General features: G+C 65.1%; 27 protein-coding genes. 9 read left to right on the top strand and 18 right to left on the bottom strand.

Features of this window, described 5'->3' with window-relative positions; translation table 11 throughout:
• Positions 1 to 52: 52 nt before the first annotated feature.
• Positions 53 to 1066 (top strand): rhamnose ABC transporter substrate-binding protein, encoded by a 1014-nt coding sequence (rhaS, locus tag P9255_RS07090; protein WP_309789281.1) that lies wholly within the window; start codon positions 53 to 55, stop codon positions 1064 to 1066.
• 49 nt (positions 1067 to 1115) lie between these two features.
• Here rhaS and P9255_RS07085 read toward each other — a convergent pair whose 3' ends face one another.
• The 4 genes from P9255_RS07085 to P9255_RS07070 all read right to left on the bottom strand — a co-directional run bounded on the left by P9255_RS07085 (position 1116) and on the right by P9255_RS07070 (position 4072).
• Positions 1116 to 1520, bottom strand: a complete 405-nt coding sequence (locus tag P9255_RS07085; protein WP_309766242.1) for a helix-turn-helix domain-containing protein — start codon at positions 1518 to 1520, stop codon at positions 1116 to 1118.
• 387 nt (positions 1521 to 1907) lie between these two features.
• Positions 1908 to 2237 carry an H-NS family nucleoid-associated regulatory protein gene (locus P9255_RS07080; RefSeq protein WP_309766241.1) on the bottom strand — a complete coding sequence of 110 codons (330 nt, stop codon included), beginning with the start codon at positions 2235 to 2237 and terminating at the stop codon, positions 1908 to 1910.
• A gap of 370 nt (positions 2238 to 2607) precedes the next feature.
• Positions 2608 to 2853 (bottom strand): hypothetical protein, encoded by a 246-nt coding sequence (locus P9255_RS07075; protein WP_309766240.1) that lies wholly within the window; start codon positions 2851 to 2853, stop codon positions 2608 to 2610.
• A 223-nt stretch (positions 2854 to 3076) separates the two neighbouring features.
• Entirely contained in the window at positions 3077 to 4072 is a 996-nt protein-coding gene (locus P9255_RS07070) for a luciferase-like monooxygenase (protein WP_309766239.1), read from the bottom strand.
• A gap of 264 nt (positions 4073 to 4336) precedes the next feature.
• Between P9255_RS07070 and P9255_RS07065 the strand changes: the two genes are divergently transcribed.
• Positions 4337 to 5440 carry a DUF898 family protein gene (locus tag P9255_RS07065; RefSeq protein ID WP_309789280.1) on the top strand — a complete coding sequence of 368 codons (1104 nt, stop codon included), beginning with the start codon at positions 4337 to 4339 and terminating at the stop codon, positions 5438 to 5440.
• Complete coding sequence (locus P9255_RS07060) at positions 5437 to 6462, top strand: M48 family metallopeptidase (protein ID WP_309766237.1); 1026 nt, start codon at positions 5437 to 5439, stop codon at positions 6460 to 6462. Before P9255_RS07065 ends, P9255_RS07060 begins: the two co-directional genes overlap by 4 nt.
• A 2-nt stretch (positions 6463 to 6464) precedes the next feature.
• Here the strand turns inward: P9255_RS07060 and P9255_RS07055 are convergent, their stop codons facing one another.
• Both P9255_RS07055 and P9255_RS07050 read right to left on the bottom strand, forming a co-directional pair.
• Positions 6465 to 7280, bottom strand: a complete 816-nt coding sequence (locus P9255_RS07055; RefSeq protein ID WP_309766236.1) for a PhnD/SsuA/transferrin family substrate-binding protein — start codon at positions 7278 to 7280, stop codon at positions 6465 to 6467.
• Positions 7281 to 7292: 12 nt separating this feature from the next.
• Positions 7293 to 8312 (bottom strand): fatty acid desaturase, encoded by a 1020-nt coding sequence (locus P9255_RS07050; RefSeq protein ID WP_309789279.1) that lies wholly within the window; start codon positions 8310 to 8312, stop codon positions 7293 to 7295.
• A gap of 294 nt (positions 8313 to 8606) precedes the next feature.
• Between P9255_RS07050 and P9255_RS07045 the strand changes: the two genes are divergently transcribed.
• The 3 genes from P9255_RS07045 to P9255_RS07035 all read left to right on the top strand — a co-directional run bounded on the left by P9255_RS07045 (position 8607) and on the right by P9255_RS07035 (position 11289).
• A complete protein-coding gene (locus P9255_RS07045) occupies positions 8607 to 9107 on the top strand; it encodes an OmpA family protein (protein WP_309766234.1) in 501 nt (166 codons plus the stop codon).
• Positions 9108 to 9249: 142 nt separating this feature from the next.
• Entirely contained in the window at positions 9250 to 10329 is a 1080-nt protein-coding gene (locus P9255_RS07040) for a HoxN/HupN/NixA family nickel/cobalt transporter (RefSeq protein ID WP_404980274.1), read from the top strand.
• A gap of 93 nt (positions 10330 to 10422) precedes the next feature.
• Positions 10423 to 11289, top strand: a complete 867-nt coding sequence (locus P9255_RS07035; RefSeq protein WP_309766232.1) for a formate/nitrite transporter family protein — start codon at positions 10423 to 10425, stop codon at positions 11287 to 11289.
• Between the two features lie 33 nt (positions 11290 to 11322).
• On the opposite strand, the gene P9255_RS07030 is transcribed toward P9255_RS07035, so the two are convergent.
• From P9255_RS07030 to P9255_RS07005, 6 genes are all read right to left on the bottom strand, one after another.
• Positions 11323 to 11625, bottom strand: a complete 303-nt coding sequence (locus tag P9255_RS07030; RefSeq protein WP_309766231.1) for a beta-xylosidase — start codon at positions 11623 to 11625, stop codon at positions 11323 to 11325.
• Between the two features lie 153 nt (positions 11626 to 11778).
• On the bottom strand, positions 11779 to 12084 hold the full coding sequence (locus P9255_RS07025; protein WP_309766230.1) for a hypothetical protein: 306 nt from the start codon (positions 12082 to 12084) through the stop codon (positions 11779 to 11781).
• Between the two features lie 283 nt (positions 12085 to 12367).
• Positions 12368 to 12658 (bottom strand): hypothetical protein, encoded by a 291-nt coding sequence (locus P9255_RS07020; RefSeq protein WP_309789278.1) that lies wholly within the window; start codon positions 12656 to 12658, stop codon positions 12368 to 12370.
• Between the two features lie 23 nt (positions 12659 to 12681).
• Positions 12682 to 13014, bottom strand: a complete 333-nt coding sequence (locus P9255_RS07015) for a hypothetical protein (protein WP_309766228.1) — start codon at positions 13012 to 13014, stop codon at positions 12682 to 12684.
• A gap of 117 nt (positions 13015 to 13131) precedes the next feature.
• The gene (locus tag P9255_RS07010) at positions 13132 to 14835 is read right to left on the bottom strand and encodes a penicillin-binding protein 2 (protein WP_309789277.1); all 1704 of its coding nucleotides are present in this window, start codon (positions 14833 to 14835) and stop codon (positions 13132 to 13134) included.
• A gap of 13 nt (positions 14836 to 14848) precedes the next feature.
• Complete coding sequence (locus tag P9255_RS07005; protein ID WP_309766226.1) at positions 14849 to 15733, bottom strand: arylamine N-acetyltransferase; 885 nt, start codon at positions 15731 to 15733, stop codon at positions 14849 to 14851.
• A 183-nt stretch (positions 15734 to 15916) separates the two neighbouring features.
• On the opposite strand from P9255_RS07005, the gene zwf reads away from it, so the two are divergent.
• Genes zwf through P9255_RS06990 form a run of 3 tightly spaced genes read left to right on the top strand, consistent with a single transcriptional unit; the run spans position 15917 to position 19176 of the window.
• The gene (zwf, locus tag P9255_RS07000) at positions 15917 to 17449 is read left to right on the top strand and encodes a glucose-6-phosphate dehydrogenase (RefSeq protein WP_309766225.1); all 1533 of its coding nucleotides are present in this window, start codon (positions 15917 to 15919) and stop codon (positions 17447 to 17449) included.
• A 27-nt stretch (positions 17450 to 17476) separates the two neighbouring features.
• Positions 17477 to 18301 (top strand): ROK family protein, encoded by an 825-nt coding sequence (locus tag P9255_RS06995; protein WP_309766224.1) that lies wholly within the window; start codon positions 17477 to 17479, stop codon positions 18299 to 18301.
• Positions 18298 to 19176, top strand: coding sequence for an HAD family hydrolase (locus tag P9255_RS06990; protein ID WP_309766223.1), 879 nt, complete (start codon positions 18298 to 18300; stop codon positions 19174 to 19176). The genes P9255_RS06995 and P9255_RS06990 overlap by 4 nt, the downstream gene beginning before the upstream one ends.
• A gap of 98 nt (positions 19177 to 19274) precedes the next feature.
• Here P9255_RS06990 and infA read toward each other — a convergent pair whose 3' ends face one another.
• The 6 genes from infA to P9255_RS06960 all read right to left on the bottom strand — a co-directional run bounded on the left by infA (position 19275) and on the right by P9255_RS06960 (position 24214).
• A complete protein-coding gene (gene infA / locus P9255_RS06985) occupies positions 19275 to 19541 on the bottom strand; it encodes a translation initiation factor IF-1 (protein WP_309766222.1) in 267 nt (88 codons plus the stop codon).
• Positions 19542 to 20074: 533 nt separating this feature from the next.
• The gene (gene corA / locus P9255_RS06980) at positions 20075 to 21052 is read right to left on the bottom strand and encodes a magnesium/cobalt transporter CorA (protein ID WP_309766221.1); all 978 of its coding nucleotides are present in this window, start codon (positions 21050 to 21052) and stop codon (positions 20075 to 20077) included.
• Positions 21053 to 21195: 143 nt separating this feature from the next.
• Positions 21196 to 21633: a polymer-forming cytoskeletal protein gene (locus P9255_RS06975; RefSeq protein WP_309766220.1), complete on the bottom strand. Its 438-nt coding sequence runs from the start codon at positions 21631 to 21633 to the stop codon at positions 21196 to 21198.
• A gap of 76 nt (positions 21634 to 21709) precedes the next feature.
• Positions 21710 to 22066 carry a hypothetical protein gene (locus P9255_RS06970; RefSeq protein WP_309766219.1) on the bottom strand — a complete coding sequence of 119 codons (357 nt, stop codon included), beginning with the start codon at positions 22064 to 22066 and terminating at the stop codon, positions 21710 to 21712.
• Positions 22053 to 23033 (bottom strand): M23 family metallopeptidase, encoded by a 981-nt coding sequence (locus P9255_RS06965; RefSeq protein ID WP_309766218.1) that lies wholly within the window; start codon positions 23031 to 23033, stop codon positions 22053 to 22055. Before P9255_RS06965 ends, P9255_RS06970 begins: the two co-directional genes overlap by 14 nt.
• 218 nt (positions 23034 to 23251) lie before the next feature.
• Positions 23252 to 24214: a LysR family transcriptional regulator gene (locus tag P9255_RS06960; RefSeq protein WP_309766217.1), complete on the bottom strand. Its 963-nt coding sequence runs from the start codon at positions 24212 to 24214 to the stop codon at positions 23252 to 23254.
• Positions 24215 to 24247 lie beyond the last annotated feature (33 nt).

The following is a 24247-nucleotide window of genomic DNA, read 5'->3' as shown; positions in this document are numbered from 1 at the left end:
TTGATAACCCGCGCAGTCCTGCGTAATGACGAATGACAGGAGACTTTTCGACATGAAGACACCATACCGACTCATGCGCGCCCCGATGCTCGCGGCGGCCCTGCTCGCGGCAAGCGTCGCGCTGACGGCGAGCGCCGCCGAAGTGAAGAGCGGCCTCAAGATCGCGTTCCTGCCGAAGCAGATCAACAATCCTTACGAAGTCATCGCCGACGATGGCGGAATGGCCGCGATCAAGGAGTTCAAGGGCGAGGGCAAGGTCGTCGGCCCGTCGGATGCGGGGGCGTCGTCGCAGGTGAGCTACATCAACACGCTGATCACGCAGCGTCAGAACGCGATCGTGATCGCGGCCAACGATGCGAACGCGGTCGTGCCGTATCTGAAAAAAGCGATGTCGCAAGGCATCAAGGTCGTCACGTTCGATTCCGACACCGCGCCCGACGGACGTCAGATCTTCGTCAATCAGGCGGATTCGGAGGCGATCGGGCGCGGGCAGATTCAACTGCTGTCGAAGCTCGTCGGCGGCGAGGGCGAGTTCGCGATTCTCTCCGCGACGCCGAACGCGACGAATCAGAACACCTGGATCAAGTGGATGCAGGACGAGTTGAAGAAGCCCGAGTATGCGAAGCTGAAGCTCGTCAAGATCGCTCACGGCAACGACGACGATCAGAAGTCGTTCGTCGAAACGCAAGGCTTGTTGCAGGCGTATCCGAACCTGAAGGGCATCGTCGCGCCGACATCGGTGGGGATCGCGGCGGCGGCACGCTATATCTCGACATCGCCGGCGAAGGGCAAGGTCGTCGTCACCGGGCTCGGCACGCCTAACCAGATGCGTGCGTTCGTGAAGAACGGCACCGTCACCGCGTTCCAGTTGTGGGACCCGGGCCAGTTGGGCTATCTGGCCGCGTTCGCTGCGGCGAATCTCGCGTCCGGGACCATCACCGGCAAGGAAGGCGATTCCTTTGATGCCGGCAAGCTCGGCAAGCGCACCGTCGGCAAGAGCGGCGAAGTGATTCTCGGCCCGCCCACGACGTTCGATGCGAGCAACATCGACCGCTTCAACTTCTGAGTGCTACTGATGGCGGAGCGCCGGCGCGACGCCGCGCTTCGCCTCGGCATCAACGCCGCGACTTGGACAGCACATGCGCGAGCCCGAGATTCGTCGCGATCTGCCAGACATAGACGCGCGAGTAGCGCACGCCGTAGCGCCGTTCGATCACCTCGCGCAAGCGCGCGTTCGTCCACGCATCGCTTTCGAAGCCGTGGTCGCGCGCCGAGCCCTGCAGCGCCGTCGCGATCCAGCCGAGCGCATCCTGATCCAGCACCGATGCCCGCCCGCCGACGCCCATTTTGGCGAGCGCGTCGAGGCCGCCTTCCGACACCATCGCCTTGTAGCGGCGCACCGTCTGCAACGACAGATGCAGCTCGTCCGCCACCTGTTCCACCGATACGCCTTCGAGCAGCATGCGGCCCGCCGTCATGCGGCGCACGACGCTCGGCAGCGAGTCGGAGCGGGAATGCATGGCTCGCCCCTCGCGGATCAGTGGAGCCCGCGCACCGCGGCTCAGGCGCGACAGCCCGAAGCGCGATCGCCGGCCGGCGTTCGCGCCGGCAGTGATGGATGCGCATCGGGGGTGAGCTCGCGGCGTGCCTGTGCATTCATGCGTGGCTCCTCTCGACCGTGGGCGTTCGGACGACTCGACGAAGTCGATGCGCGGCGGCATTCCGCCCGCCGGCTTCAGAGGAGAGCAATAAACCGTTTCCGGCACGATGGCGATGCATCGCCGAAAATTTTTGAACTTGATAAACGGCAGCGAATTGCCTATGGCACGACGGCCCTGCGATACGCGATGCGTAACGCCGCGCGAATCGATTTCGCGCGCTTCACGGGCGACGTGAGAGGCATCGCCTCAGACGCGGTAAAACTCGATGTCCTGTCCTGCATGCACCGCGCGTTTGAGCCATTCGGGCATATCGCCGACGCCGTCCCAGGTGTCGCCACTGGCGTTGCGGAACACCGGCTGATCGCCGTGGCTTTGCGGCATGATGGGGAGTTGCGGCATCGCCCGTCTGGGTTTCTGCGCGCCATTTGCTCCGTTGGTTTTCGTGAGCATGGGCGGCGGCGGGGGCGGTTCCGACGCTTCGGCTAATGCTTCGGCCAATGCGCTTTCGGTGATGCCGAATTCGGCCATACGGCTGCGCAAATACGCAATGATGCTATCTCGCTTTCTTTCGTCCACGGCTTTCCTGATTCAGCTTTTTGATTTGCAGAAGACGAACCGATGCTCCGCGCGGACCGGGGCGGTTCGATGGCCTGAAGTTATATTTAATACAAGCGTGGCGCAGCGCCTGCCGCGCGTCAATTAGTGTATTTACCGCAAGGCTGCTTTAATCCGCCGGTCGTTGCCTGAATAGCCGGCACCCGGCCGATTGCAGATAACGCCAGTTCAGGGATCACCGTGACGGACGCGCGACGGGCGTGCGCGCGGGAAGTCACGCCGCATAAGCCGAAAACGGCCATGATCCGTGGAACACGAGGCTCGCGCCGCATGGCGGCAACCTCGCTTTGAACTCTATTGTATGCTGCGCGCGGCCATTATTAAAAAAGTTTTAACGGGTATGCTGCTCTCCCGGTAATTCCGCGCCGTGCGCGCGAATGGCGGCAATGAGTTCCGCGGGCGTAATCTCATAACGCACTTCACGATGAATCCCGGGTTTGCGCTCGTCGATTTCGATGAGCAGGACGGCCTTGCCGTCCGCGGCGGGTTCGAGCCGCAGCGAACGCACTTCCTGGCCGCTCGCCTCATCGTATTCGGTCAGGAGCGTCATGGCTCCGGTGGCAGCGCTTTTCGGCATCGACATTCTTCCTCCCTCTTGCGACATCGTTGTTGTTGTCCGCCGCATCGTCCGGCCGCGCGCAGGGACAGCGTGCGCGCTTCAGGGAGATGCTTGGCGGGTAAGGCAGACGCGAAGCGCGCGGTCCATGCGGCGGCGGTGCGGCTCCGGCATCTCATTATTGCCTGTCAAAAGCGCGCGCGTCCAGCATGGGGCGTTTTGCCGTCGTGTCCGGGCGCGGGATTCAGGCGTTCGCGCCGATGGCGTCCCGCGCTTCGGCGGTGATTTCGAACGAGCGCAGACGCGCCTTGTGGTCGAAAATCTGCGCCGTCACGATGAGTTCGTCCGCGCGCGTCTGATCGATGACCGAGCGCAGCCCCGCCTCGACATCCGCGCGATTCCCCACGACCGAGCACGCGAGCGAGTGCTCGACGCCCGCGCGCTCCGCCGGCGACCACGCGATCGACTCGACGGGCGGCGGCAGTTGCCCCGGCGTGCCACGCCGCAGATTGACGAACTGCTGCTCGAGCGACGTGAACAGGAAGCGCGCCTCCTCGGTGGTATCGGCGGCGAAGACGTTGACGCCGACCATCGCGTAAGGCTTCTTGAGCGTCGCCGAAGGACGGAACTGGGAGCGGTAGACGTCCAGCGCCGTCAGCAGATAGTCCGGGGCGAAATGGGACGCGAACGCGAACGGCAGCCCGAGCGCGGCGGCGAGCTGCGCCGAAAACAGCGACGAGCCGAGCAGCCAGATCGGCACATGGAGGCCGGCGCCCGGCACCGCGCGCACGCGCTGACCTTCGACGGGATCGGCGAAAAAGCGTTGCAGCTCGACGACATCGTCCGGGAACGAGTCCGCGCTGCCCTGCAGGTCGCGACGCAGCGCCCGCGCAGTGGTCTGGTCCGTGCCCGGCGCGCGGCCCAGCCCCAGGTCGATGCGCCCCGGAAACAGCGAGGCCAGCGTGCCGAACTGTTCGGCGATGACGAGCGGCGCGTGATTCGGCAGCATGATGCCGCCCGAGCCGACGCGAATCGTCTTCGTGCCGGCCGCGATATGGCCGATCACCACCGACGTCGCCGCACTGGCGATGCCCGTCATGTTGTGATGCTCCGCGAGCCAGTAGCGCAGGTAACCCCAGCGTTCGGCGTGCTGCGCGAGATCGAGCGAATGAGCGAAGGCATCGGCGGCGGTCGAGCCGAGCGGGATGGGCGAAAGGTCGAGCAGCGAGAAGGGGATCATTGCGGATTGTTGGCTTTCGGTGACGTGGCAATTCGCGCACGGCGAACGCGGCTACGCGCGGGAAAACCCGATTGTGCCGAAAGTCCGGGAAGTCTGCCGGGACCGGCCGAGGCCGGGCGCGGTGTGCGAGGCGCGTGCGGCAATTATTGACAAGTGCCGAATGCAGCCCGTGATATACATCCGCGCCGCGGTCTGTCCCCTAAGGAGTTGCAAGCACTATTCCCGACGGGCCGCCGATCAAAACAACAACGAAGGATTCGGACAATGAGCACGCCAAACGAAATGCGTCCTGCCCTGACCTATGACGGGGATCTCGGCGATATGTACGCCGTCTACTTCAAAAATCTGCTGTCGAGCATTATCACGCTGGGAATTTATCGGTTCTGGGGCGTCACGAATATGCGCCGCTATGTGTGGTCGCATGTGCGCTTTCAGGATGAACGATTCGAATACACCGGCACCGGCGGCGAGCTGTTGCGAGGCTTTCTTCTCGCGGGCGCCGTGCTGGTCGGTGCGAGCGTGGCGGCGTTGATCGTCGGCGGCGTGCTGAAGGCCGCCACCGGCAGCGCGGTGGTTGCGTCGCTGCCTGTGTTCGTCCTTTATGTGGTCGTCTTCGTCCTGGCGCTCGGCGCGTATTACAGTGCGGAGCGGTATCGACTGAGCCGCACGGTCTGGCGCGGCATTCGCGGCGGGATGACCGGATCGGCGTTCGCGTACGGGCTGAAGTCGCTGCTGTACGCGCTGCTTTGTGTCGTGACGCTTTACCAACTGGTGCCCTGGGTGACGATGCGGCTCCTCGAAAGCCGCATCAACGCAAGCAGCTTCGGCGACCAGTCCTTCAGTTTTCAGGGGCAGGCCGGCAAGGTCTACGGCGCATTTCTCATTGCATTGCTTGGCTCCCTTGCGCTCGCCGCCGCGCTCGGCCTGCTGATCGTCTGGCCGGTCGCGACGTTCATTCAGCAATCGCACGATTCCCTCGGCGGCCTCTATCTCGCGGTCCTGGCGGGCATTTTTATGGGCGGCGTGGTCCTGGTGCTGTTCATCATCGGTTCGTGGGTGATGAGTTGCTTTTACTTCGCGAGCCTGTCCCGCCACGTGGCGGCCAACACGACGTTCGGCGCACTGCGATTCGAAAGCCGTGTGACCGCGTTTCGCGTCATGCGCCTCGTGCTGGGCAACCTGGCCATTCTCGCGGTGACGGCTGGCCTCGGGTATCCGATCGCCCTGCATCGCGGCTTGCGCTTTGCCGCCACGACGCTGTTCGTCGCCGGCGAAATCGATCCGGCCGCATTGCATCAGACCACGCTGCGCGCGCCCGCGGCGGGCGAAGGCATGCTGAACGCGCTCGATCACGGCGCGGTGCTGTGAAGACGACGGTCCGCTTCTTCGACGGCAAGTGCGGCGCCGAGCATCGCGGGAGTTTGCGCATCGACGATGGATGCATGGTCATCGTCGATGAAGGGACCGGACGCGAGCACGCGCGTTGGCCGCTGCACGCGATGCACAGTGGCGATCCGAACCCGGACGGCGTTGTCGCTCTGTGGTGCAAGGGCGAGCCGGGCCGCGTGCTGGCCAATTGCGCCGCGTTACCGTCCGAACTGCCGCGCCGGCGTGCCCGGCCGCGCCACGTGGCGTGGGTCGCGTCGATGGCGGTCGTGTTCGCTTTTCTGGCGGCGGGCGCGGCGTTCGTGCGCGACCCGTCGCTGGCCGTGAAGCTGGTCCCGCTCTCGGTGGAAGCCCACTTGGGCGATGCCGCGCAAGCCGCGCTCACGAGCACGAACCGCGTTTGCGAGGGCGCTGCGGGCCAGGCGGCCTTGAGCGCGCTCGAAGCCCGCCTTGCGCGTGCGGCGGGTATCGCTCGTCCGGTGAGCGTGATCGTCGTGGACGACGATCAGATCAACGCGTTCGCGCTGCCGGGGCGGCGCATCGTCGTGATGAAGGGGCTGATCGATCATGCGAGCGACGCCAACCAGCTTGCGGGCGTGCTCGCGCACGAGACGGCGCACATCGCGAACCGCGATCCGCTGACCGGCGCGATGCGCCAGCTCGGCATCCGCGCCGTCGCGACGATGTTCGGCGTGGACATCGGATACGGCGATGTTTCGTCGATTGCGGGCCACTTCCTGACGCTATCGTACGGTCGCGAGGCGGAGCGCGCCGCCGATGCGCGGGGCATCGCCTATCTGCATGCAGCGGGTCTGCGCAGCGACGGCCTCGCCGCCTTTTTGATGTCGATGACAAAGCGCGAGGGCGAATTCGCGCTGCCGCCGTTCCTGTCCGATCATCCCCGCACCGATGACCGCGTGCGTGACAGTCAGGGTTCATCGACCGGCGACGACGCGATGAGCGACGCGCAATGGCGGGCGATTTCGAAGATGTGCGCGCCGTGAAGTCACGCGAGCCGCGGATACCCAAGCTCGATCGACTCGCGCTCGTATCGGTCGATGCAAGCGTAATCCGCTTGCGGTAAGCGCAGCATTGAGCGAAGCATCAGCCGCTTCGCCAACTCGCCGTCTTCCGCGACTGCATCGGAAAGCGCGATGGCGAGCGCATCGACGATGGGTTGCGCAACGCGCTTCGACGCGATGAACGGCAAGGCAGGCGCGCTCGCCGTGAACCCGATCTCGCGGATGCCCGCCGCGAGTTCCGGCCGATGCGCCCGCACGAACGCGAGCGTGACGCAATCAATGGCGGCGACATCGCCCGAGCGCTCGACGGTGAGCGCGCGCAGCGACGCCAGATGCCCGCCGCTCTTCGTGACCGCCGAAAAGAACCGTCCGTTCGATGCGAACGGCGCGACCGCGTGGCGGAACAGGTTCATGCCGCTGTTGGAATCGTCATCGTTATAGACAGCGTGCAGCTCGCGGCACGCTTCGAGCGACGAGGCGCCGACGTGCGCGCCGGCCACCAGCACGCTGCGATAGCCGCCGCGCTCGCAGCCGGGCGCATCGAACGCGGGCGTCGCGACGAGCTGAACGCGCTCGTCGAGCGCATGCAGCAGCGGATAGCCGCAGGTCTGCGAGAGCAGCACATCGTCACGCAGCCAGAAGGCGGTGAGATCCGCGCCGGGATCGACGATCTGCACGGTATCGCCGCGCGCATCGAGCCACGGCGAAACGCGCGTCAGCACGGCGTCGAGCAGGGTGCGCCAGTCGTCCGCGAGAGCGGGCGCGACGTTGTACATCGGCAAGGCGGCGATCCACTGCATGAAGGCGGGCAATCAGGCGGAAGGAGACTGCATCGTACCGAGTTCGCCACGGCCTCGCCGAAACCGCGCGGGGGCGTGCACGCCGGCATCGCCCGCAAACGGATGCACCGGCGACGCCGCTTTCGTGAACGCATGCCGCGCGAGCCACTCGCCATATCCCTGCACGACGAACCCGCCGTTATTCACCCGATACGCCTCGCGCCGCTGCGCATACAGCTCGCCGAGGCCGTACCACGGCACGCCCGGCAAGTCGTGATGCACCGCGTGATAGTTGTTGTTGAGAAAGAGCAGCCGCCAGGGCCACGCAGCCTCGTTGATGACCGTGCGTTCGCGCTCGTCATGGACTGCACGATGCTCGCGAAACGATCGCACCGAAGCCAGCGCGAGTGACGCGTAGCCGACGCCGAAAACGAACGCGCGCCACGGAATGCCGCATCGCGCATCGAGCCACCATGCGAGCGCGGCGAGCGCTAGCGCGTGAACGGCCCAGCTTCCGACGATCCGCCATTGCCGTGTCGCAAGCGCCTGCGCCGCTTCGCGCCACGACGCGGCGATCGAAAACCACGGGCCGATCAGCATGCGCCCCGCGAACGTGTTGCGCGCGGCAATCGCGGCCCGCAGCAGCGCACCGGCGTTCTCCCATTGCTCGGGCGTGACGTAATAGCTTTCCGGATCGCGGCCGGGAACGGTGAGATGGTCATCGTCGTGATGGCGAAGATGCGAGTCGCGATAAACCGCGTACGGGAACCACACCGCGAGCGGCGCGATGCCGAACAGCATGTTGACGAACGGCCAGCGCGTCGGATGACCGTGCAGCAACTCGTGCTGCAGCGACATGTACCAGCAGGACAGCACCGCCAGCAGGCCGAGCGCGAGCGGCAGGCCGAGCGCGCGCGCGTTGATCGCGACCGCGAACCAGCCGCCATGTACCGCGACGATCACGAGCCACGTCGGCCATTCGCTGCGCCAGCGCGACGACGCGCGCCGATCCTGGATTGCATCGCGTTGTGCGTCGTCGAGATAGCGTGGCATGGCGGGCTCTGTTCAGCGGAAGGGCCATGTTAGCCGCGCGCGCTCATTCGCCCAACGAACGAATCGGCCTATGTTTTTCGCGGCGAAGGGAAAGGCGCGGCGTCCCACGCGCGGACCCGGAGTTTGCAAATGTTGACAAAGTGAACCGGACGCCCGTGCTATACCTTTGGCCGCTTTGAGTAAGCGCATCCGGAACATGCCGACATCGGTCGATCGTTAGACATGCCAACGTGATGCAGTCACGGCCGCGGCGATGCTGTCCGCGACGCCAATTTCATGAGCAAGGAGAAAGAGTTGAATAAGCTGATGGCTATGAGCGCCTGCGTGGCCGCCATTTCCGTGCTGACGGGTTGTTCCGGCCTGAACCGCACGAACGAGGAAGCGCTGAACCGCGCGGCCGGCATCGAAGTGACGAAGACGGAAGAGGGTGTCGATGTCCGTCTGCCGGAGAAGGTGCTGTTCGACTTCGACAAGTCCGTATTGCGCGCCGGTTCCGCCGCCGCCATCGACCGCTCGGCCATCCTGATCCAGCGCAGCAAGAAGCCGGTTCTGGTCGAAGGCCATACCGACAACATCGGCGATCACGCGTACAACCAGACGCTGTCGCAGGAGCGCGCCGAGACGGTCGCGCGGGCCATCGCGGCCAAGGGTGTGGATCCTGCTCGCATCAACTACAAGGGCCTGGCGTACGACCGTCCCGTCGCGAGCAACGACACCGACGAAGGCCGCGCGCGCAATCGCCGCACGGAAATCGTGATCATCGGCGAATCGGTCGATACGATCATGGGCAAGTAAGCGGTCTCGTTGCCGAATCGTCCGGTCGCCCGGCCGTCGCATTGCTCGCGGCGGCCGGGCGATCTCGCTTTTGGCGGGCGCCAATATTGGCCGGAGACCGAAGCAGGGTATTCTCTGACCCTCCGCTCAAGTCCGCGCGCATATGGCCCGACCTCCCGAACCCGGCACCGCGTCACGTTCTCCGAATCCTTCCGTCACGCCCCGGCTGCCGCGCCGGTCGATGCGCCTCCTCGCCGGGCTCGTCGCGTTCAATATCCTCGCCTGGGTCTGGGCGCTCGTCGCCTTTCGTCACTATCCGCTGCTGCTCGGCACGTCGATGCTCGCGTATTCGCTGGGGCTTCGTCATGCCGTCGACGCCGACCACATCGCCGCCATCGACAACGTCACGCGCAAGCTGATGCAGCAGGGCAAGCGGCCGCTCGGCGTCGGCATCTTCTTTTCGCTCGGTCATTCCACGGTCGTCGTGCTGGCGACGGCGCTCATCGCGGCGACCGCGCTCGCGGTGCAGGAGCGCTTCGCGTCGTTTCGCGAGATCGGCGGGCTGATTGGCACGTCGGTGTCCGCGCTCTTTCTCTTCGCCATCGCGGCGATGAACCTGTTCGTGCTGCGCGGCGTGTGGCGTGCGTTCCGGCGCGTGCGTCGCGGCGACGCCATCGCCCGGGACGATGCCGACACGCTCGCCATCGCCGGCGGCCCGCTCGCGCGCATCGCGCGTCCGTTATTCGGACTGGTCGGCAAGAGCTGGCACATGTATCCGCTCGGCTTCCTGTTCGGACTCGGTTTCGATACCGCCACGGAAATCGGCCTGATGGGCATCGCGGCGTCCGAGGCCACGCGCGGCTTGCCGGTGTGGTCGATCCTCGTGTTTCCGGTGCTGTTCACGGCGGGCATGTCGCTGATCGATACCGCCGACAGCATGCTCATGCTGGGCGCGTACGGCTGGGCCTTCACGAAGCCGGTCCGCAAGCTCTACTACAACCTGACGGTCACGCTCGTGTCCGTCGTGATCGCCGTGTTCGTCGGGGGCGTCGAGGCGCTCGGCCTGATCGCAGATCGGCTTCAGCTCAAAGGCGGCTTATGGGATGTCGCCGCGATGCTCTCGGAGCACTTCGGCGCGCTCGGCTATGCGATCGTCGGGCTGTTCGCGGCCTGCTGGCTCGTGTCGGCGCTCATCTATAAATGGCGCGGCTACGATGCGCAGGACGCCGTCAACGCGCGCTGACTGACGTTTCCGTTACACGGGCATCGTTCCTGCTGTCACCGTGCGCCTGCCGCCCATCGATCCCGCATCGGGCGGCCTTCACGGAGAACGATCATGGCAGAGCCGGACAAGAACCCGTCCGCGGGAAAAGAGTCACCTCACCTCGACCGCGACGAACGCGAACAGGCCGCCGAGCATTCGACGCCGCACGCGCTCGTGATTCACGAGATCGTGCGCGAAGAGGGCGAAGCCGCGATGGAGCGCACGTTTGCCGCGCTCATGTGGTCCGCGCTCGCCGCCGGCCTTTCGATGGGCTTCTCGTTCCTCGTTCAGTCCATTCTCGAAAGCGAGTTGCCGGACACGAGCTGGCGCAGCCTCGTCGCGAGCTTCGGCTATACGATCGGCTTCGTCTTCGTCATCCTCGGACGCCAGCAGCTCTTCACCGAAAGCACGCTGACGGCGGTGCTGCCCGTTCTCGTGCGGCGCGACCTGAAGACGCTCGGCAAGACGTTCCGGCTATGGGGCATCGTGATCTTCTTCAACCTGATCGGCACCGTGATCTTCGCCGGCCTGTTGCAGATACCCGGCGTATTTTCTCCGGAGGTGACAGAAGCGCTGGCGAAGGTGGCCAAAGCGCCGTTCTCAGGCGATTTCGGCGTGACCGTCGTGCGCGCGATGTTCGCCGGCTGGCTGATCGCGCTGATGGTGTGGCTGCTGCCGAGCGCGCGGTCGGCGCGGCTTCTCACGATCCTGCTCGTCACCTATACCGTCGCCGTGAGCAAGCTGTCGCACGTGATCGCGGGATCGGTGGAATCGGCATATGCGGTGATGACCGGCGCGCACAGCGTCTCCGACTACTTCCTCGTGTTCCTGCTGCCGACGTTCATCGGCAATGTGATCGGCGGCGTGTCGCTGGTGGCGATCGTCAATCACGCGGCCATCGCGCCGGAGATCAACGGGTCGTCGCATCACGCGGACTGAACGCCGGGATCGGCCCGCGAGCTGCGGTGCGGGTTATTTGTTGTTGCCCGCGCCGGTGCCGTACAGGCCGTTGTTGAATCCGCCTGCGCCGTCGGTCTTGTGTTCCTTGCCGACGGTCGCGCCGCGCGCCTTGCCGGCGGCATCCTTCGATTGCGGGCGCTGCGATTCATGCACCACCGTTCCCGACGGATTGGCCCGGCCCGTCGAATCCGACGTGCGGCTCTCCTGCTGGTCGGAACCCGCAGGCTGCGTGATCTGGGCGTGGCTGGCCGTGCCGAATGCGGCGGCAGCGCACGCGAAAAGAGTGGCGGCGATTCGATGTGACGTGACGGACATGGCGCCTCCAGGCGTGACTCATAGGAGTGTCCAGTCGAGCACGAACGATGCCTGACGCCGATTCGCCTGCCGGGTAGTGCAAGCACGCGCGGCATGTCTCGCGCGTGAGGATCGGGGATCGCGCCGCGGCGCGAGTGGCGAAAGCGGCCGGCTTCAGGCCGCTTTCGCCCAAAGCCTGTTGGTCGTCCTTTTGCGGCTGCCGCCGTCGCGTGGCGTGCTTCGCATGGCGTCGAGCGCGAGGCGCAGCGCTTCGATGCGCTGCTTCTGCGCCGGCACGAGCGCATAGCCGTTCACCACGGCCGCGAGCCGTTCACGCCAGTATTCGACGTTGAGGGCGCCCGGCGACTGATTGTTCATTGTGCGAAGCTGCGCGACCGCGCGCTCGATATGCTGAAGTTCGACATCCGCCAAAGCCGACGGCAACAGGCTGCCCGTGGCCTCGCTCTTTTTCTTCTTCATCGCTGGTCTTCCTCTCAGCCGCGCGGCGCACGCTCTTCGTCGTTACGCCGGCGGGCACCCCGTTTCACCCGCGCGATTTCTGATGAATCGTCGCAGGCGGCCCTTGCTCGTTATCTTTACGATCGTGACCGTTGTGCTGTCTTTGAGTCTTTGTCGATCAAAGGTACGACCGTTGAGCAAAATGTACGCAACGGGGCCCATGTGGCTCCGTCTGTCAACGCACACTTAATGCCGCGGCGCGCTTCTTTCGATGCTGCGATGCGCCACCCGGCGGCGCATCGCCTCATTCGTCTTCATCGGATGGCGGCCGGTCCGCGCGCTTTCCGCTGCGTCCGATTTGCGCTTCCATCGCCTGATCGAGCTTGCTGACCTTGCGCGGCCTGGCCGGCTCTCGCGCGTTCACGAACGCGATGAAGTCGTCCATCGGGAGCGGGTCGCAGAGCTTGCTCGCGCCTTGCGCGGAGCGTTCGATGAGATAGAAGTAGCCGCCCGGCATGCTGACGGCCGCGTAGTGCGGATTGCCGCTGCGGGTCTTGAGCCGTTCGACGGCATGGATGGCTTTAGTGGAGCGCATGCGGTTCTATGCTCCGTGCGACGTCACGGCGCGCACTTCTTGCCCGCGCCTTCGAGCCAGAGGTTCGATGCGTGGCGCTCGCCCGGATAAAAGCGATACACCGTCTGGCCGTTGTCGTAACGAACCTTGATGACGTTCGAATCGCCGAATTCGAGCATCGCGCCTTGCGGAATTGCCGTCTGCTTGAATGTGGCGTTGTGTTTCTTCGCTTCGTCGGCAATGCACTGGACGATGCTGCTGACCTTGTTTTCCGTCGATGCCGTATCGACTTCCGGCTGGCCGGCATCGGCGTTGTGAAAGCGGCCGCAAGCCGCGAGGAGCATGGGCAGCGCGAGGGCCGCGATGAGTTTTTTCATGGTCTTCCCGTTGTCGTGTTGGCAGGCGGATCGCGTGATTAGAGCACAGCGTCTTTACAGTTCGGACAGCTTGCGCAGCAACGTCCGCGCCCGCCTGTGTTCGCGCTTCATCCGTCTTCACGCGTCGGGCGGGATGCCGAGCAGCGGCAGCGTCGCGCCGACGATGCCCGAGAAGACCGGACCCGCGACCGTTCCGCCGTAGTACGTGCCGCCCGACGGCTCGTCGATCATCACCGCGACGATCACGCGAGGATCGCTCATCGGCGCGATGCCGACGAACGACGCGCGATACTTGTTCGCCGCATACGCGCGCCCGATTTGCTTGCGCGCCGTGCCGGTCTTGCCGCCGACGCGATAGCCTTCGACCGCGGCGGCGCGTCCGGTGCCGTTCGGGCCCATCGCCATCTCGAGCATGTTGCGCACGGCGGCGGCGGTCGCGGGCTTGACGACGGGCACGCTCTCGCGCCGTTTCTCGCCGTGAATGAGCGTGGCCGCGTGGAAGTGTCCATCGCCGGCATAAGGCGTGTAGAGCTGCGCGATCTGCAGAAGCGACAAGGAGAGGCCGTAGCCATAGGCCATCGTCGCCTGCTCGATGGGCTTCCATCGCTCGGGCGAGCGCAGCCGTCCCGTCGCCGCGCCGGGGAACGTGAGCTCCGGCGCGCGCCCGATGCCGTATTCGCGATACTTGTCCCAGATGGTTTGCGCGGGCAGTTGCAGCGCGAGCTTCGTCAGCGCGACGTTGCTCGACATCTGCACCGCTTCGGACACGGTGATGACGCCGTGATTCGACGTGTCGTGAATCACGTTCGGGCCGATCTTCATGGTGCCGGGCGCCGTATCGATGCGCGTGTCCGGCCGCACCTTGCCGAGATCGATGGCGAGCGCCGCCACCAGCGGCTTGATGGTCGAGCCGGGTTCGAACGTATCCGTCAGCGCGCGATTGCGCAACTGCTCGCCGGTGAGGTGGCTGCGGTCGTTCGGATCGAAGCTCGGATAGTTCGCGAGCGCGAGCACTTCGCCGTTCTTCGCATCGAGCACGACGACGCTGCCCGCGCGCGCGCGATGTTTCGCGATCGCCGTCTTCAGTTGCGAATGCGCGAGCTGCTGGATGCGCCGGTCGATGGTCAGCTGAATCGTTTCGCCGTTCTGCGGCAAGTCTGTCTCGCCGATCTGCAAGACGACGCGCCCCAGGCGATCGCGAATGACTTCGCGCTGACCCGCTTCGCCGGCGAGACGCGCATCGGCGGCCAGTTCGACGCCTTCCTGGCCCTTGTCCTCGTTATCCGTGAAGCCGACGACATGCGCCGCCGATTCGCCCTCGGGATAGAAGCGCTTCGTATCCGGCACGAGCGTGACGCCCGCGCGCCCGATTTCGGCGATGTGCTCGGCGGCTTGCGCCTCGACCTGACGTTTGAGGAGCACGAAGCGGCGATCGGTGTCGAGACGCCGCGCAAGCTCGCGCGGCGGCATGCCGAGCAGCCGGGCAATGTCGTCGTTGCGCGCGCCGTCGAAGCGTTTCGGGTTCGCCCACACTTCGTACGTGGACAGGCTCACGGCGAGCATCGCGCCGTGCCGGTTGACGATGCGTCCGCGGGTCGCCGCGAGCGCGAGCGTGCGCTGATAGCGCTTCTGTCCTTCGCCGATGTAGAACTCGTGGTCGACCACCTGGACCCACATCGCGCGCCCGGCGAGCGCGAGAAACGCCGCCGTCACGCCGGCGAAGACGAGCCGCGAACGCCAGGCGGGCAGGCGGCTTCCGAGCATCGTGCTGCGGTGATGCGTGTGGAACTCGCGGCCGCCGGTTGTTTTTTTTCTGAACATCGATCGAGTGGGATCAGGCCGGACCGGATGCAGCGAGCCGCGCGAGCGCGGCGTCCAGATCGGCGGGGGAAACGGGATTCGAGCAATCGGGCGCATCCGGCAGATGGATGCCGATCTCTTCGCTCAACGTGCGGCGCAGGTCGGCCACGGTGGACGATTCGCGATGCGTCGTGCCTTCGTGATCGTCGTGAGACGAGAAGCGCTGGTTGAACACGCCGTACCGGCGACCCGGCGCAAGGCGGGCGGCAAGCAGGTTATGCACGAAGATGGATTGCGGATACGTCGAGACGAAGTGGTTCGACATCTCGTAGTCGATGTCGTATTGCGGATCGAAGTCGAAGCGATAGACAGGCGTCCACTTGCCCTCGATCAGCGCATCCAGCCGATAGTGCGGCAGCCGGGCGCCCGGCTCGATGCGCTCGAGGCGAAACGCGCCGTGCGGCGTGATCTGCTCCAGTCCGCTCGAGAGCGCGAGCGGCGCGGACAGCGTCATGCCGCCGAAGCCGACATCGGTGACGAACGCGCCTTCGTCCAGATCGACGACCAGCAGCATGTGCGAACGCGGCGGCATCGCGGTATCGGCGCGGCCCCACAGCACGCGCGCCGCGTAGCTTCGGACGCGAAAACCCAGCGCTTCGAGTACGCTGCGAAAAAGCAGGTTGTGTTCGTAGCAGTAGCCGCCGCGCCGCTCGCTCACGAGCTTGCGCTGCAGCGACGCGAGATCCAGCCGCACCGGACGGCCGAGCAGGACGTCGAGATTTTCGAACGGTATCGCCTGGGGATGAAGCAGATGCAGCGCCCGCAAAGTGTCGAGCGTCGGCGCGGGACGTTCTTCCTCGCGATAGCCGATGCGTGCGAAGTAAGCGGACAAGTCGATGGAAGTGTCGGTTGCATTCATGTGAGTGAGCGGTGAATTGCGACGCGTCGTCCGTGAGCGCGGACATTTTACGACACGAAAGGCGTGAAATTACAGAAAGCATACAAAGAAGCGCGCATGCCGAAAGACACGACGCTCGATTGAACTGTGCCGCATCGGCGAGAGTCTTTCCAGCTTCAGCCCAACGGATGAGGATTCCAGTTCATGGCAAATGACGTGAAACAGTCGAGCGATTCGGAACCATCGACGAGGCGGCGCGCGCCCGCCTGCACGCTGGTCATCTTCGGCGCTGCGGGCGATCTCACCAGGCGGCTTCTGATGCCCGCGCTCTATAACCTCTCGGCTCAGGGACTGCTCGACGACGACATGCGGATCATCGGCGTCAATCATGGCGCGCGGGCGACCGATCAATGGCGCGATGAACTGACCCAGGCGCTGCGCAAGTTCGCCGCCGACAAGGCCAGCACCTTCCACACATCGGAGCTGAACGACGATGCGTGGAACCGCATCGCGCAAAAGCTCGAATACTTCGCGGGAGAGTTCGCCGACGACGAGACCTTCACGCGCCTCAAGGAACGGCTCGCGCAGCAGCAGAGCGGCAATGTCGTGTTCTATCTGGCGGTGAGCGCGCGCTTCTTCGCGCCGATCGCCGAACGGCTCGGCCGCACCGGCCTGCTCGAACAGAAGGACGGCGCGTTCAGGCGGCTCGTGATCGAAAAGCCGTTCGGCACGGACCTCGCCTCCGCGAAGGAGCTGAACCGCTGCATCCTCGCGCATGCCGAGGAATCGCAGGTGTATCGCATCGATCATTTTCTCGGCAAGGACACCGTGCAGAGCATTCTCGCGGTGCGCTTCGCCAACGCGATGTTCGAACCCGTGTGGCGGCGCGAGTACATCGACCACGTGCAGATCACGGCGGCGGAGACCATCGGCGTGGAAGGGCGCGGCAGCTTCTACGAGCAGACGGGCGCATTCCGCGACATGTTGCCGAATCATCTGTTCCAGTTGCTCGGCATGGTCGCGATGGAGCCGCCCAATTCGTTCGACGCCGAAAGCGTGCGCGACAGGAAGGCCGATGTCTTCGATGCGATCAAGCCGCTATCCGCGAACGACGTCGTGCTCGGCCAGTACGAAGCCGGACCCGCCGGCCCGGCGTACAGGGACGAGCCGGGCGTCGCGAAGGACAGCCGCACGGAAACCTACGCGGCGGCGCGCGTTCATGTCGAGAACTGGCGATGGGCGGGCGTGCCGTTCTATCTGCGCACCGGCAAGCGGCTGACGGAACGGCGCACGGAGATATCGGTGCAGCTGAAAGCTGTGCCGTTCCGCCTTTTCCGCGATACTCCCGTCGATGCGCTGACGCCGAACGTCTACACGCTGCGCATCGATCCCGGGCACGGCACGAGCTTCGACTTCAACGTGAAGATGCCCGGCCCGCTGATGCAGATCGGCGCGGTGCGATCGGCGTTCGATTACAGCGACTTCTTCGCGGCAAGCGCAAATGTCGGCTATGAGACGCTGCTCTACGACTGCATGCTCGGCGACCCGACACTGTTCCAGCGCGCGGACAGCATCGAGACGGCGTGGGCGGCGGTGGATCGCGTGCTGCATCCGGATGCCGAACTGCCGGTGCATGGCTATGCGTCGGGCAGCGCAGGCCCGGAAGCCGCGGACCAACTGCTCGCCGCCGACGGCCGCGCGTGGCGTTCGCTGACGGACGATGCCGGCAAGAAGTGAACTCTTTCTCGACCGAGGACAAGAAGCGTGAGCACGGAATCGAAAACGAAGCACAGGACGCGCGTTTCCACGACCAAGGGCGCGCCGAAGGCTGACCGCATCCTGGCCATCGACATCGGCGGCACGGGGTTGAAGGCCGCTGTCCTGTCGGAAGACGGGGAGATGAAAAGCGAGCGCGTGCGCGTTCCGACACCGAAGCCCGCCACGCCCGATGCCGTCGTCGATACGCTGATGACGCTCGTCGCACCGATTACCGGGGAGCCGCCGACGCATCTCTCGATCGGCTTTCCCGGCGTCGTGCGCGACAACGTCGTGCTGACCGCGCCGAATCTGGGCAACGAATACTGGTATCGCGTCCCGCTCGCCGACATGATCTCCGCGCGTCTTGGCGGCGTGCCGGCGCGGATGATCAACGACGCGGAGATGCAGGGCCTTGCCGCGATAGAAGGCGGCGGCATCGAAATGGTCCTCACGCTCGGCACCGGCGCGGGCACCGCGCTATTCCGCGACGGCGAACTGATGCCGCATCTGGAGCTTGCGCATCATCCGGTATCGAAGGGGCGCACTTACGACGAATACATCGGCAACGCGGCGCGCGAGAAGGCGGGCAACAAGCGCTGGAACAGGCGCGTCGAGAAAATCATCGGCATACTGGCGACGCTCGTGAACTTCGACAAACTCTGGATCGGCGGGGGCAACGCCGCGCATCTGAAGTTCGACCTGCCGCCGAACGTCGCTGTCGTGTCGAACGCGGCGGGCATCGAAGGCGGCGCGAAGCTGTGGCATCCGCGTTCGGTGCGCGAGACTCGTCAACTGCCTCACTTCAATCAGCGCGAAGGAGCGCTCTCATGAACGGCAAAGGCCAATACGGTTTGCATAGCGTGAACGGCGACGGCGCCGCCGCCTTCGAGGCGCTCGCGCGCGTGGAGCTCGTCGTATCGGATTGCGACGGCACGCTGCTTCATACCGACAAGTCGATCAGCGAAGCCGCGAAGGACGCGGTGCGCCGGCTGCACGAAGCGGGCGTCGCCTTCACGGTCGCGAGCAGCCGGCCGGGGGCGGGCATGCGCAATATCGTCGAGACGCTTGCCGTCGACATGCCTTACGCGTCGTACAACGGCGGCAATCTCGTCGATCCGCGCACGCGGGAAGTGCTGGCCGCGCACAAGCTGCCGCGCGACGCGGTGCAGGCCTCGCTCGAAGCGCTCGCCGCGGCGGGCGTCGATGCGTGGGTGTTCGTTGGGGACGTGTGGTATCTGACGAATCCGGACGGCGCATACGTGCCGCGCGAGCGCCGCACGGTCGGCTACGACGGCGTGCTCGTGCAGCGTTTCGACGACGTGGATCTCGATGCGGTCGACAAGATCGTCGGCTCGACCGCCGATGCGCCGCTGCTCGAACGCGTCGAGCAGCAATTGCAGGCGCGCCTCGAAGGGCGCGCGAACGCGGCGCGCTCGCAGAGCTACTACCTGGATATCACCCACCTGCTCGCCAACAAGGGCGATGCGGTGCGCGAACTCGCGCGTCGCAAGAACGTGCCGCTGGAACGCGTGGCCGTGCTCGGCGACATGACCAACGACATCGCGATGTTCGAGATTGCGGGGGTGTCGATTGCGATGGGGCAGGCGTCGGAAGGCGTGCAAAGCCGCGCGAGCCTGGTATCGGCAACCAATGACGACGATGGATTCGCCGTGGGGATCGACGCGCTGCTGGCGGCGCGTGCCTGAGGGGAACCGCCCGCCGCGGATCGGGGCTTCGGACCAAACTTCGGACCGGCCAACGGATCAGCGGTGGACGCTAATGCTGACGAACGACGCCGGATGAGTTAGCGCCGGCGCATCGGTGCGCGTGCCATGCCGCCGCCTGCGCGTTCGTCCTTGTGACGGAAGTTGATGCGGCCTTTGGTGAGGTCGTACACGGACAGTTCCAGTGTGACGCGATCGCCGGCCAGAATACGAATGTGGTTCTTCCGCATGCGGCCCGATGCATACGCGCCCACGACGACGCCGTTGTCGAGCGTCACGCGATAGCGGCTGTCGGGGAGCACTTCGTCAACGATGCCATCGAGTTCGATGAGTTCTTCTTTCGCCATGTGAGCTCCTGTTGAGGGTGTTGTAGGGTGCTGCGCTCGCCTGTTTCACGTCCATTGCGCGCGCTTCGCCAGCACACGACGCCGGTTCGCGAATGGAGGCATGAGCGGCTGCGCCAGAAGGCATCGTCGCTGCAATGCGTCGGAAGCGATGTAAAGCGTGGTCCGGCACGCTCGACTGAACGAGCGCGCCACGTCTCATTTCAGGCTCGTGCTGAGCTTGACGGCATAGGCCGGAACAACTGCGTTCGCCTCGAGGCGGCGAACCCTGGCCGGCGTGACCGGGACGGCGAGATTGGCGCGGCAACCGCTCTGATGCATGATCAGGCGACGGCACGACGCCAACGTGCGGTGTGATGCGTGACTGCAGGGGTGAACGTGTCTGCTGTTGCTACCACGTGCGGCCAACGGGCCGAATTGCAAGGCATAGGTTCCAGCAAACATGTCCGATTAGACAGACGATACCGCGCAAGAGTTCCCGCGCGATGCCCTATGAATGATCGAAAATCGATGCAGACTTCGCATCGAAGGAGCCATTATAACCAACCTGCCCTTTTGAAGCGCAGGTAAAGCAGGATGTCGACGATCAGCATCACCGCGATGCACGCCGGATAGCCATACTTCCAGTCCAGCTCCGGTATGCGATGGAAATTCATGCCGTAGATGCCGGCGATCATCGTCGGGACCGCGAAAAGCGCCGCGAACGAGCCAAGGCGCTTGGTCACTTCGCTTTCCGCAAGCGCGATGAGGCCGAGGTTCACCTGAATCGCCGTGACGATCATTTCCCGGCGGCCTTCGATGGTCTTCACGATGCGCAGCAAATGATCGTACACGTCGCGAAAGTAGTCCTGCATGCCCGCGCACACGCCGGGCGGACGCCCGCCGTAGAGCTTGCTGACCGCCTCCAGCAAAGGCGCGGTGTGATGCTGCAGGAGCGTCATACGGCGCTTGAGCGAATACAGGTCTTCGATGATCTCCCGCGACGCCGCTGAACCGTTGTGCTCGAAGATGCGCTCCTCCACTTCGTCGAGATCCGCGCCGAGCGTCTCGAGGATAGGGAAATAGCGATCGACGACGGCATCGACGAGCGCGTACATCACGAAGGCCGGGCCGTGCTTGAGCAGTTGCGGCTCGCGTTCGCAGCGCTTGCGCACTTCCTGGAAGCCTTGCGTCGTGCGGTTACGCACCGAGATCACGTAGTTCCGTCCGACGAACACGTTGATTTCGCCGACGAGCAACTCGCCTTCTTCATCGAACTCGACGGTATGGAACACGGCGAAGAGCGAATCGCCGTATTCCTCGATTTTCGGCCGCTGATGCCCGTGCTGTGCGTCTTCGACAGCGAGCTCATGCAGTCCGAATTGATGCGCCATGTGAGCGAGTTCGCCCGGCCCCGGTTCCTTCAGTGCAACCCAGATGAAAGAGTCGGGCAGGTCGCGATACGCGTTGATGTCGTCGATATGTACGTCTGCCAGCTTCCGGCCGTTCTGATAAGCCGCGCAATTGACCAGCATGGGGCGCCCTTGTCGTCTCGATGTAATGAGCCGCGCATCATGCCCGGCGGGCGAGAGCGAGCGGCGTCGTCATCGTCGAATCTTAGCGGATCGGCTTGCTGAGCGGGCCTCGGCTTCCCATGCCGATGCGGTATTCGCGCGCCTCAGCTTGCCGAGTAATCGAGCGCGGGCACGACTTCCGCGGCCGGCAGCGCGGGCGGGCTCGACTGCATCGATTCGAGCTTGGTCAGCTTGCCTTCGACCGTCGCGCCGACATCCATGCGCAGCTTCTGATAGTAGATGTTGCCGTGAACGTGCGCGTTCGATTGCAGTTCGACGAAATGCGCGACCATCACGTCCCCGACCACGCGCCCGTTGATGATGACGTCATACGCGCTGACGTTGCCGTGAATCGCGCCCTGATCGCTGACGACGAGGAGCGATTCGTCGCCGGGGCGGCCGGTGACGTTGCCGGTCACCTGACCATCCATGCGCAGCCCTTCGCTGAATTCCAGGTCGCCGGAGATATGCACGTTATGTGCGACGAGCGTGGAGAGCTTGGCGGGCTTCACGCCCTGCGAGTCTTTCTTCGATGAAAACATGGCCAGTCCTTGCGATGCGATAAAAGTTGCTTCGAACGGCCACGCCATGCGGCGCGACCGGGTTGTCCGGGGGGAATCAGCGTTGCTTCTTCAGGAAAGCGAGGTCCGTCTGCAATCGTTCGATCTGCGCGGCGCCTTGCGCGACCCGCTGCTCGAGCGCGGCGCGGGTGGCGGCTTCCTGTTCGAGCGCGAATTGCGCGTGCGTCAGTTGCTCTTGCAGCTTCTGTTCGGAGGCGGGCGGCGCGCACAGCACGTCGAGCTTGCGCGACTGGTCCTGCGAGTTCTTGAGCGCGAACCCCGCCGCCACGAGCGCCCCGACCGCGCAAACCGCGGCGATGACGCCGGGTAGGTAGGCGGCGTTGCGCTTGGGCGTGAGGGAATAGCTATGCTGCGTGAGCTTCAGCGACGCGCGTTTGGAATCAGCTTTGCGCATTGAGCTTGGGCCTGAAAAGCGAGAGATAGGGCTTCGGATCGAGCTGTGCGCCGCCGACGATGACTTCGAAGTGCAGATGCGGCCCGGTCGAGCGGCCGGTCGAGCCGACTTCGGCGATTTCGTCGCCCGGCATCACGAACTGCCCTTCCTTCACGAGCACGCGCGATGCATGGCCATAGCGCGTGACGACGCCGTTCGAATGGCGAATGTCGACGGAATTGCCGTAGCCGTTGCGCTCGCCTGCCTGCACGACGCGGCCGCCCGCGCTTGCGAGGATCGCGGTGCCGGTCGGCGCGACCATATCGAGTCCCGGATGGAAACTCATGTGGCCCGTGAACGGATCGACGCGATTGCCGTATGGCGAGCCGTAGCGCGCACCCGGCGCGGGATTGCGGCCGGGAAACGCCATGTAGGCGGTGTAGTGGGCGAGCGTCTGACCCTGCAACTGCGAGAGCGTGTCGTCGAGACATCCGACGATCTTCTCCGCGGCCTTGAGCCTTTGCGCCGGCGTACCCGCGCTTGCGCGATCGGCATTGCACAGGCGCGGCGGCAGTTCCGGGCCGCCCGCGCCGTCGAGCGCCGTCGCGGATTCCTCGCTGTCCGGCAGCGGCGGCACGTCGTGCACGCCGGATGCCGTGCCGCTGCCGGGCGAGCCCTTCAGCCGGCTGTCGAAGTCGCGCAGTTCGCCGACTTGCGCCGAAAGCGCCGCGACGCGCGGCGCGAGCGCGCTCAGATCGGCATCGATGCGGCCGAGCTGCTCGATCTCGAACGAACGCCGCGCGGCAAGCGCCTGCTTCTCGCCGAGATGCGTGCGGGCGAACATCGTGCCGATGACGATGCCGAGCGCGAGCGCGGCAATGAGAAGCGCGATCAGCGCGATCACCGCGATGGCGCGCGCCGTGCGCGCCTCGACGAAGCGGACGCGCTGGCTGGAGACCGACCGCCTGGACCAGATGACGAACGACATCAGCGGGTGGCGAACGGTCGACGGGGTTGAACGACACGGGATTCGAAGCGAATCCCGCGAGGTATCGACGATTGATCGGGATAGCGAATCAAAGTATTACGGAACGGTTGTTGACGTCGTGTGGCGATGTGCGAGACATCGCTGGAAAGCGGCATTAAAACACTTGGCCGCGATAACAACGTCAAAAAGGTTGGACGCGCGATGAGGGCGCGTAAGCGTCACGCAGGCGCGATGTCCGCGAAGCCCATGCTGGGCGCGTCGCCCATGAGGAACGCATGATTGACTTCGGCCGCCGCGCGCAGGAAGTCCCACACGGCGGTGATGCGCCGCAGCCGGCGCAAGTCTTCGCGGCACGAGAGAAAGAAGGCGCGCGTCACGACGATCCGATCGGCGAGCACCGGCACGAGCCGCGCATCGGGCGAGGCCATGAAGCACGGCAGGATCGCGAGTGAGCGGCCTTCGAGCGCCGCGTGGTACTGCGCGATCGCGCTCGTGCTGCGCCAGTGCGACACCGCGCCCGGCACCGCGCGTTCCAGGTACAGCAGTTCGTGGCTGAACGCGAGATCGTCGATATAGCTCGCGAAGCGATGCCCGCGCAGGTCGTCGGCGGTGCGGATCGGCGGGTGCGCGGCGAGGTATCCCGGCGTCGCGTAAAGCCTCAGCCGATAGTCGCAGAGCTTCGTATAGACGTACTGGCCGTGCTCGGGGCGCTCGAGCGTCACCGCGATATCCGCTTCGCGCTTCGACAGGCTCACGAAGTGCGGCACGGGCAGCAAGTCGATCGATATGTTCGGATGCGCGTCCTGAAAGCGCGCGAGTTGCGGCGCGAGGAAGAAGCAGCCGAAGCCTTCTGTCGAACCGACGCGCACGTGTCCCGACAGCGCGTGGCCCGTATTCGCGATCTGCTCGGTGGCGGATTGCACCGTGGTTTCCATCGCATCGACAAAACCGAGCAGCCGCTGGCCCTCCGCCGTCAGCACGAAGCCGCCGCTGCGCGACTTGTCGAAGAGCAGGGTGCCGAGCGCGTCCTCGAGCGCACGCACGCGCCGCGCGACGGTCGTGTAATCCACGCCCAGGCGCTTCGCCGCGCCGCTCGCGCGCTGCGTTCGCGCGACTTCGAGGAAGTAGCGCAGGTCGTCCCAGTTGAGTCTGGCGGGGTCGAAAGCCGGGCGTTCTTGCATATCGATCGGGTGTTTTTCTAGTGCCTTGCGAGA

This window comes from Caballeronia sp. LZ019 (assembly GCF_031450825.1).
Classification (GTDB): domain Bacteria; phylum Pseudomonadota; class Gammaproteobacteria; order Burkholderiales; family Burkholderiaceae; genus Caballeronia.
The sequence above is the reverse complement of the archived record's forward strand: the minus strand, read 5'-3'. Positions and strand labels throughout refer to the sequence as shown.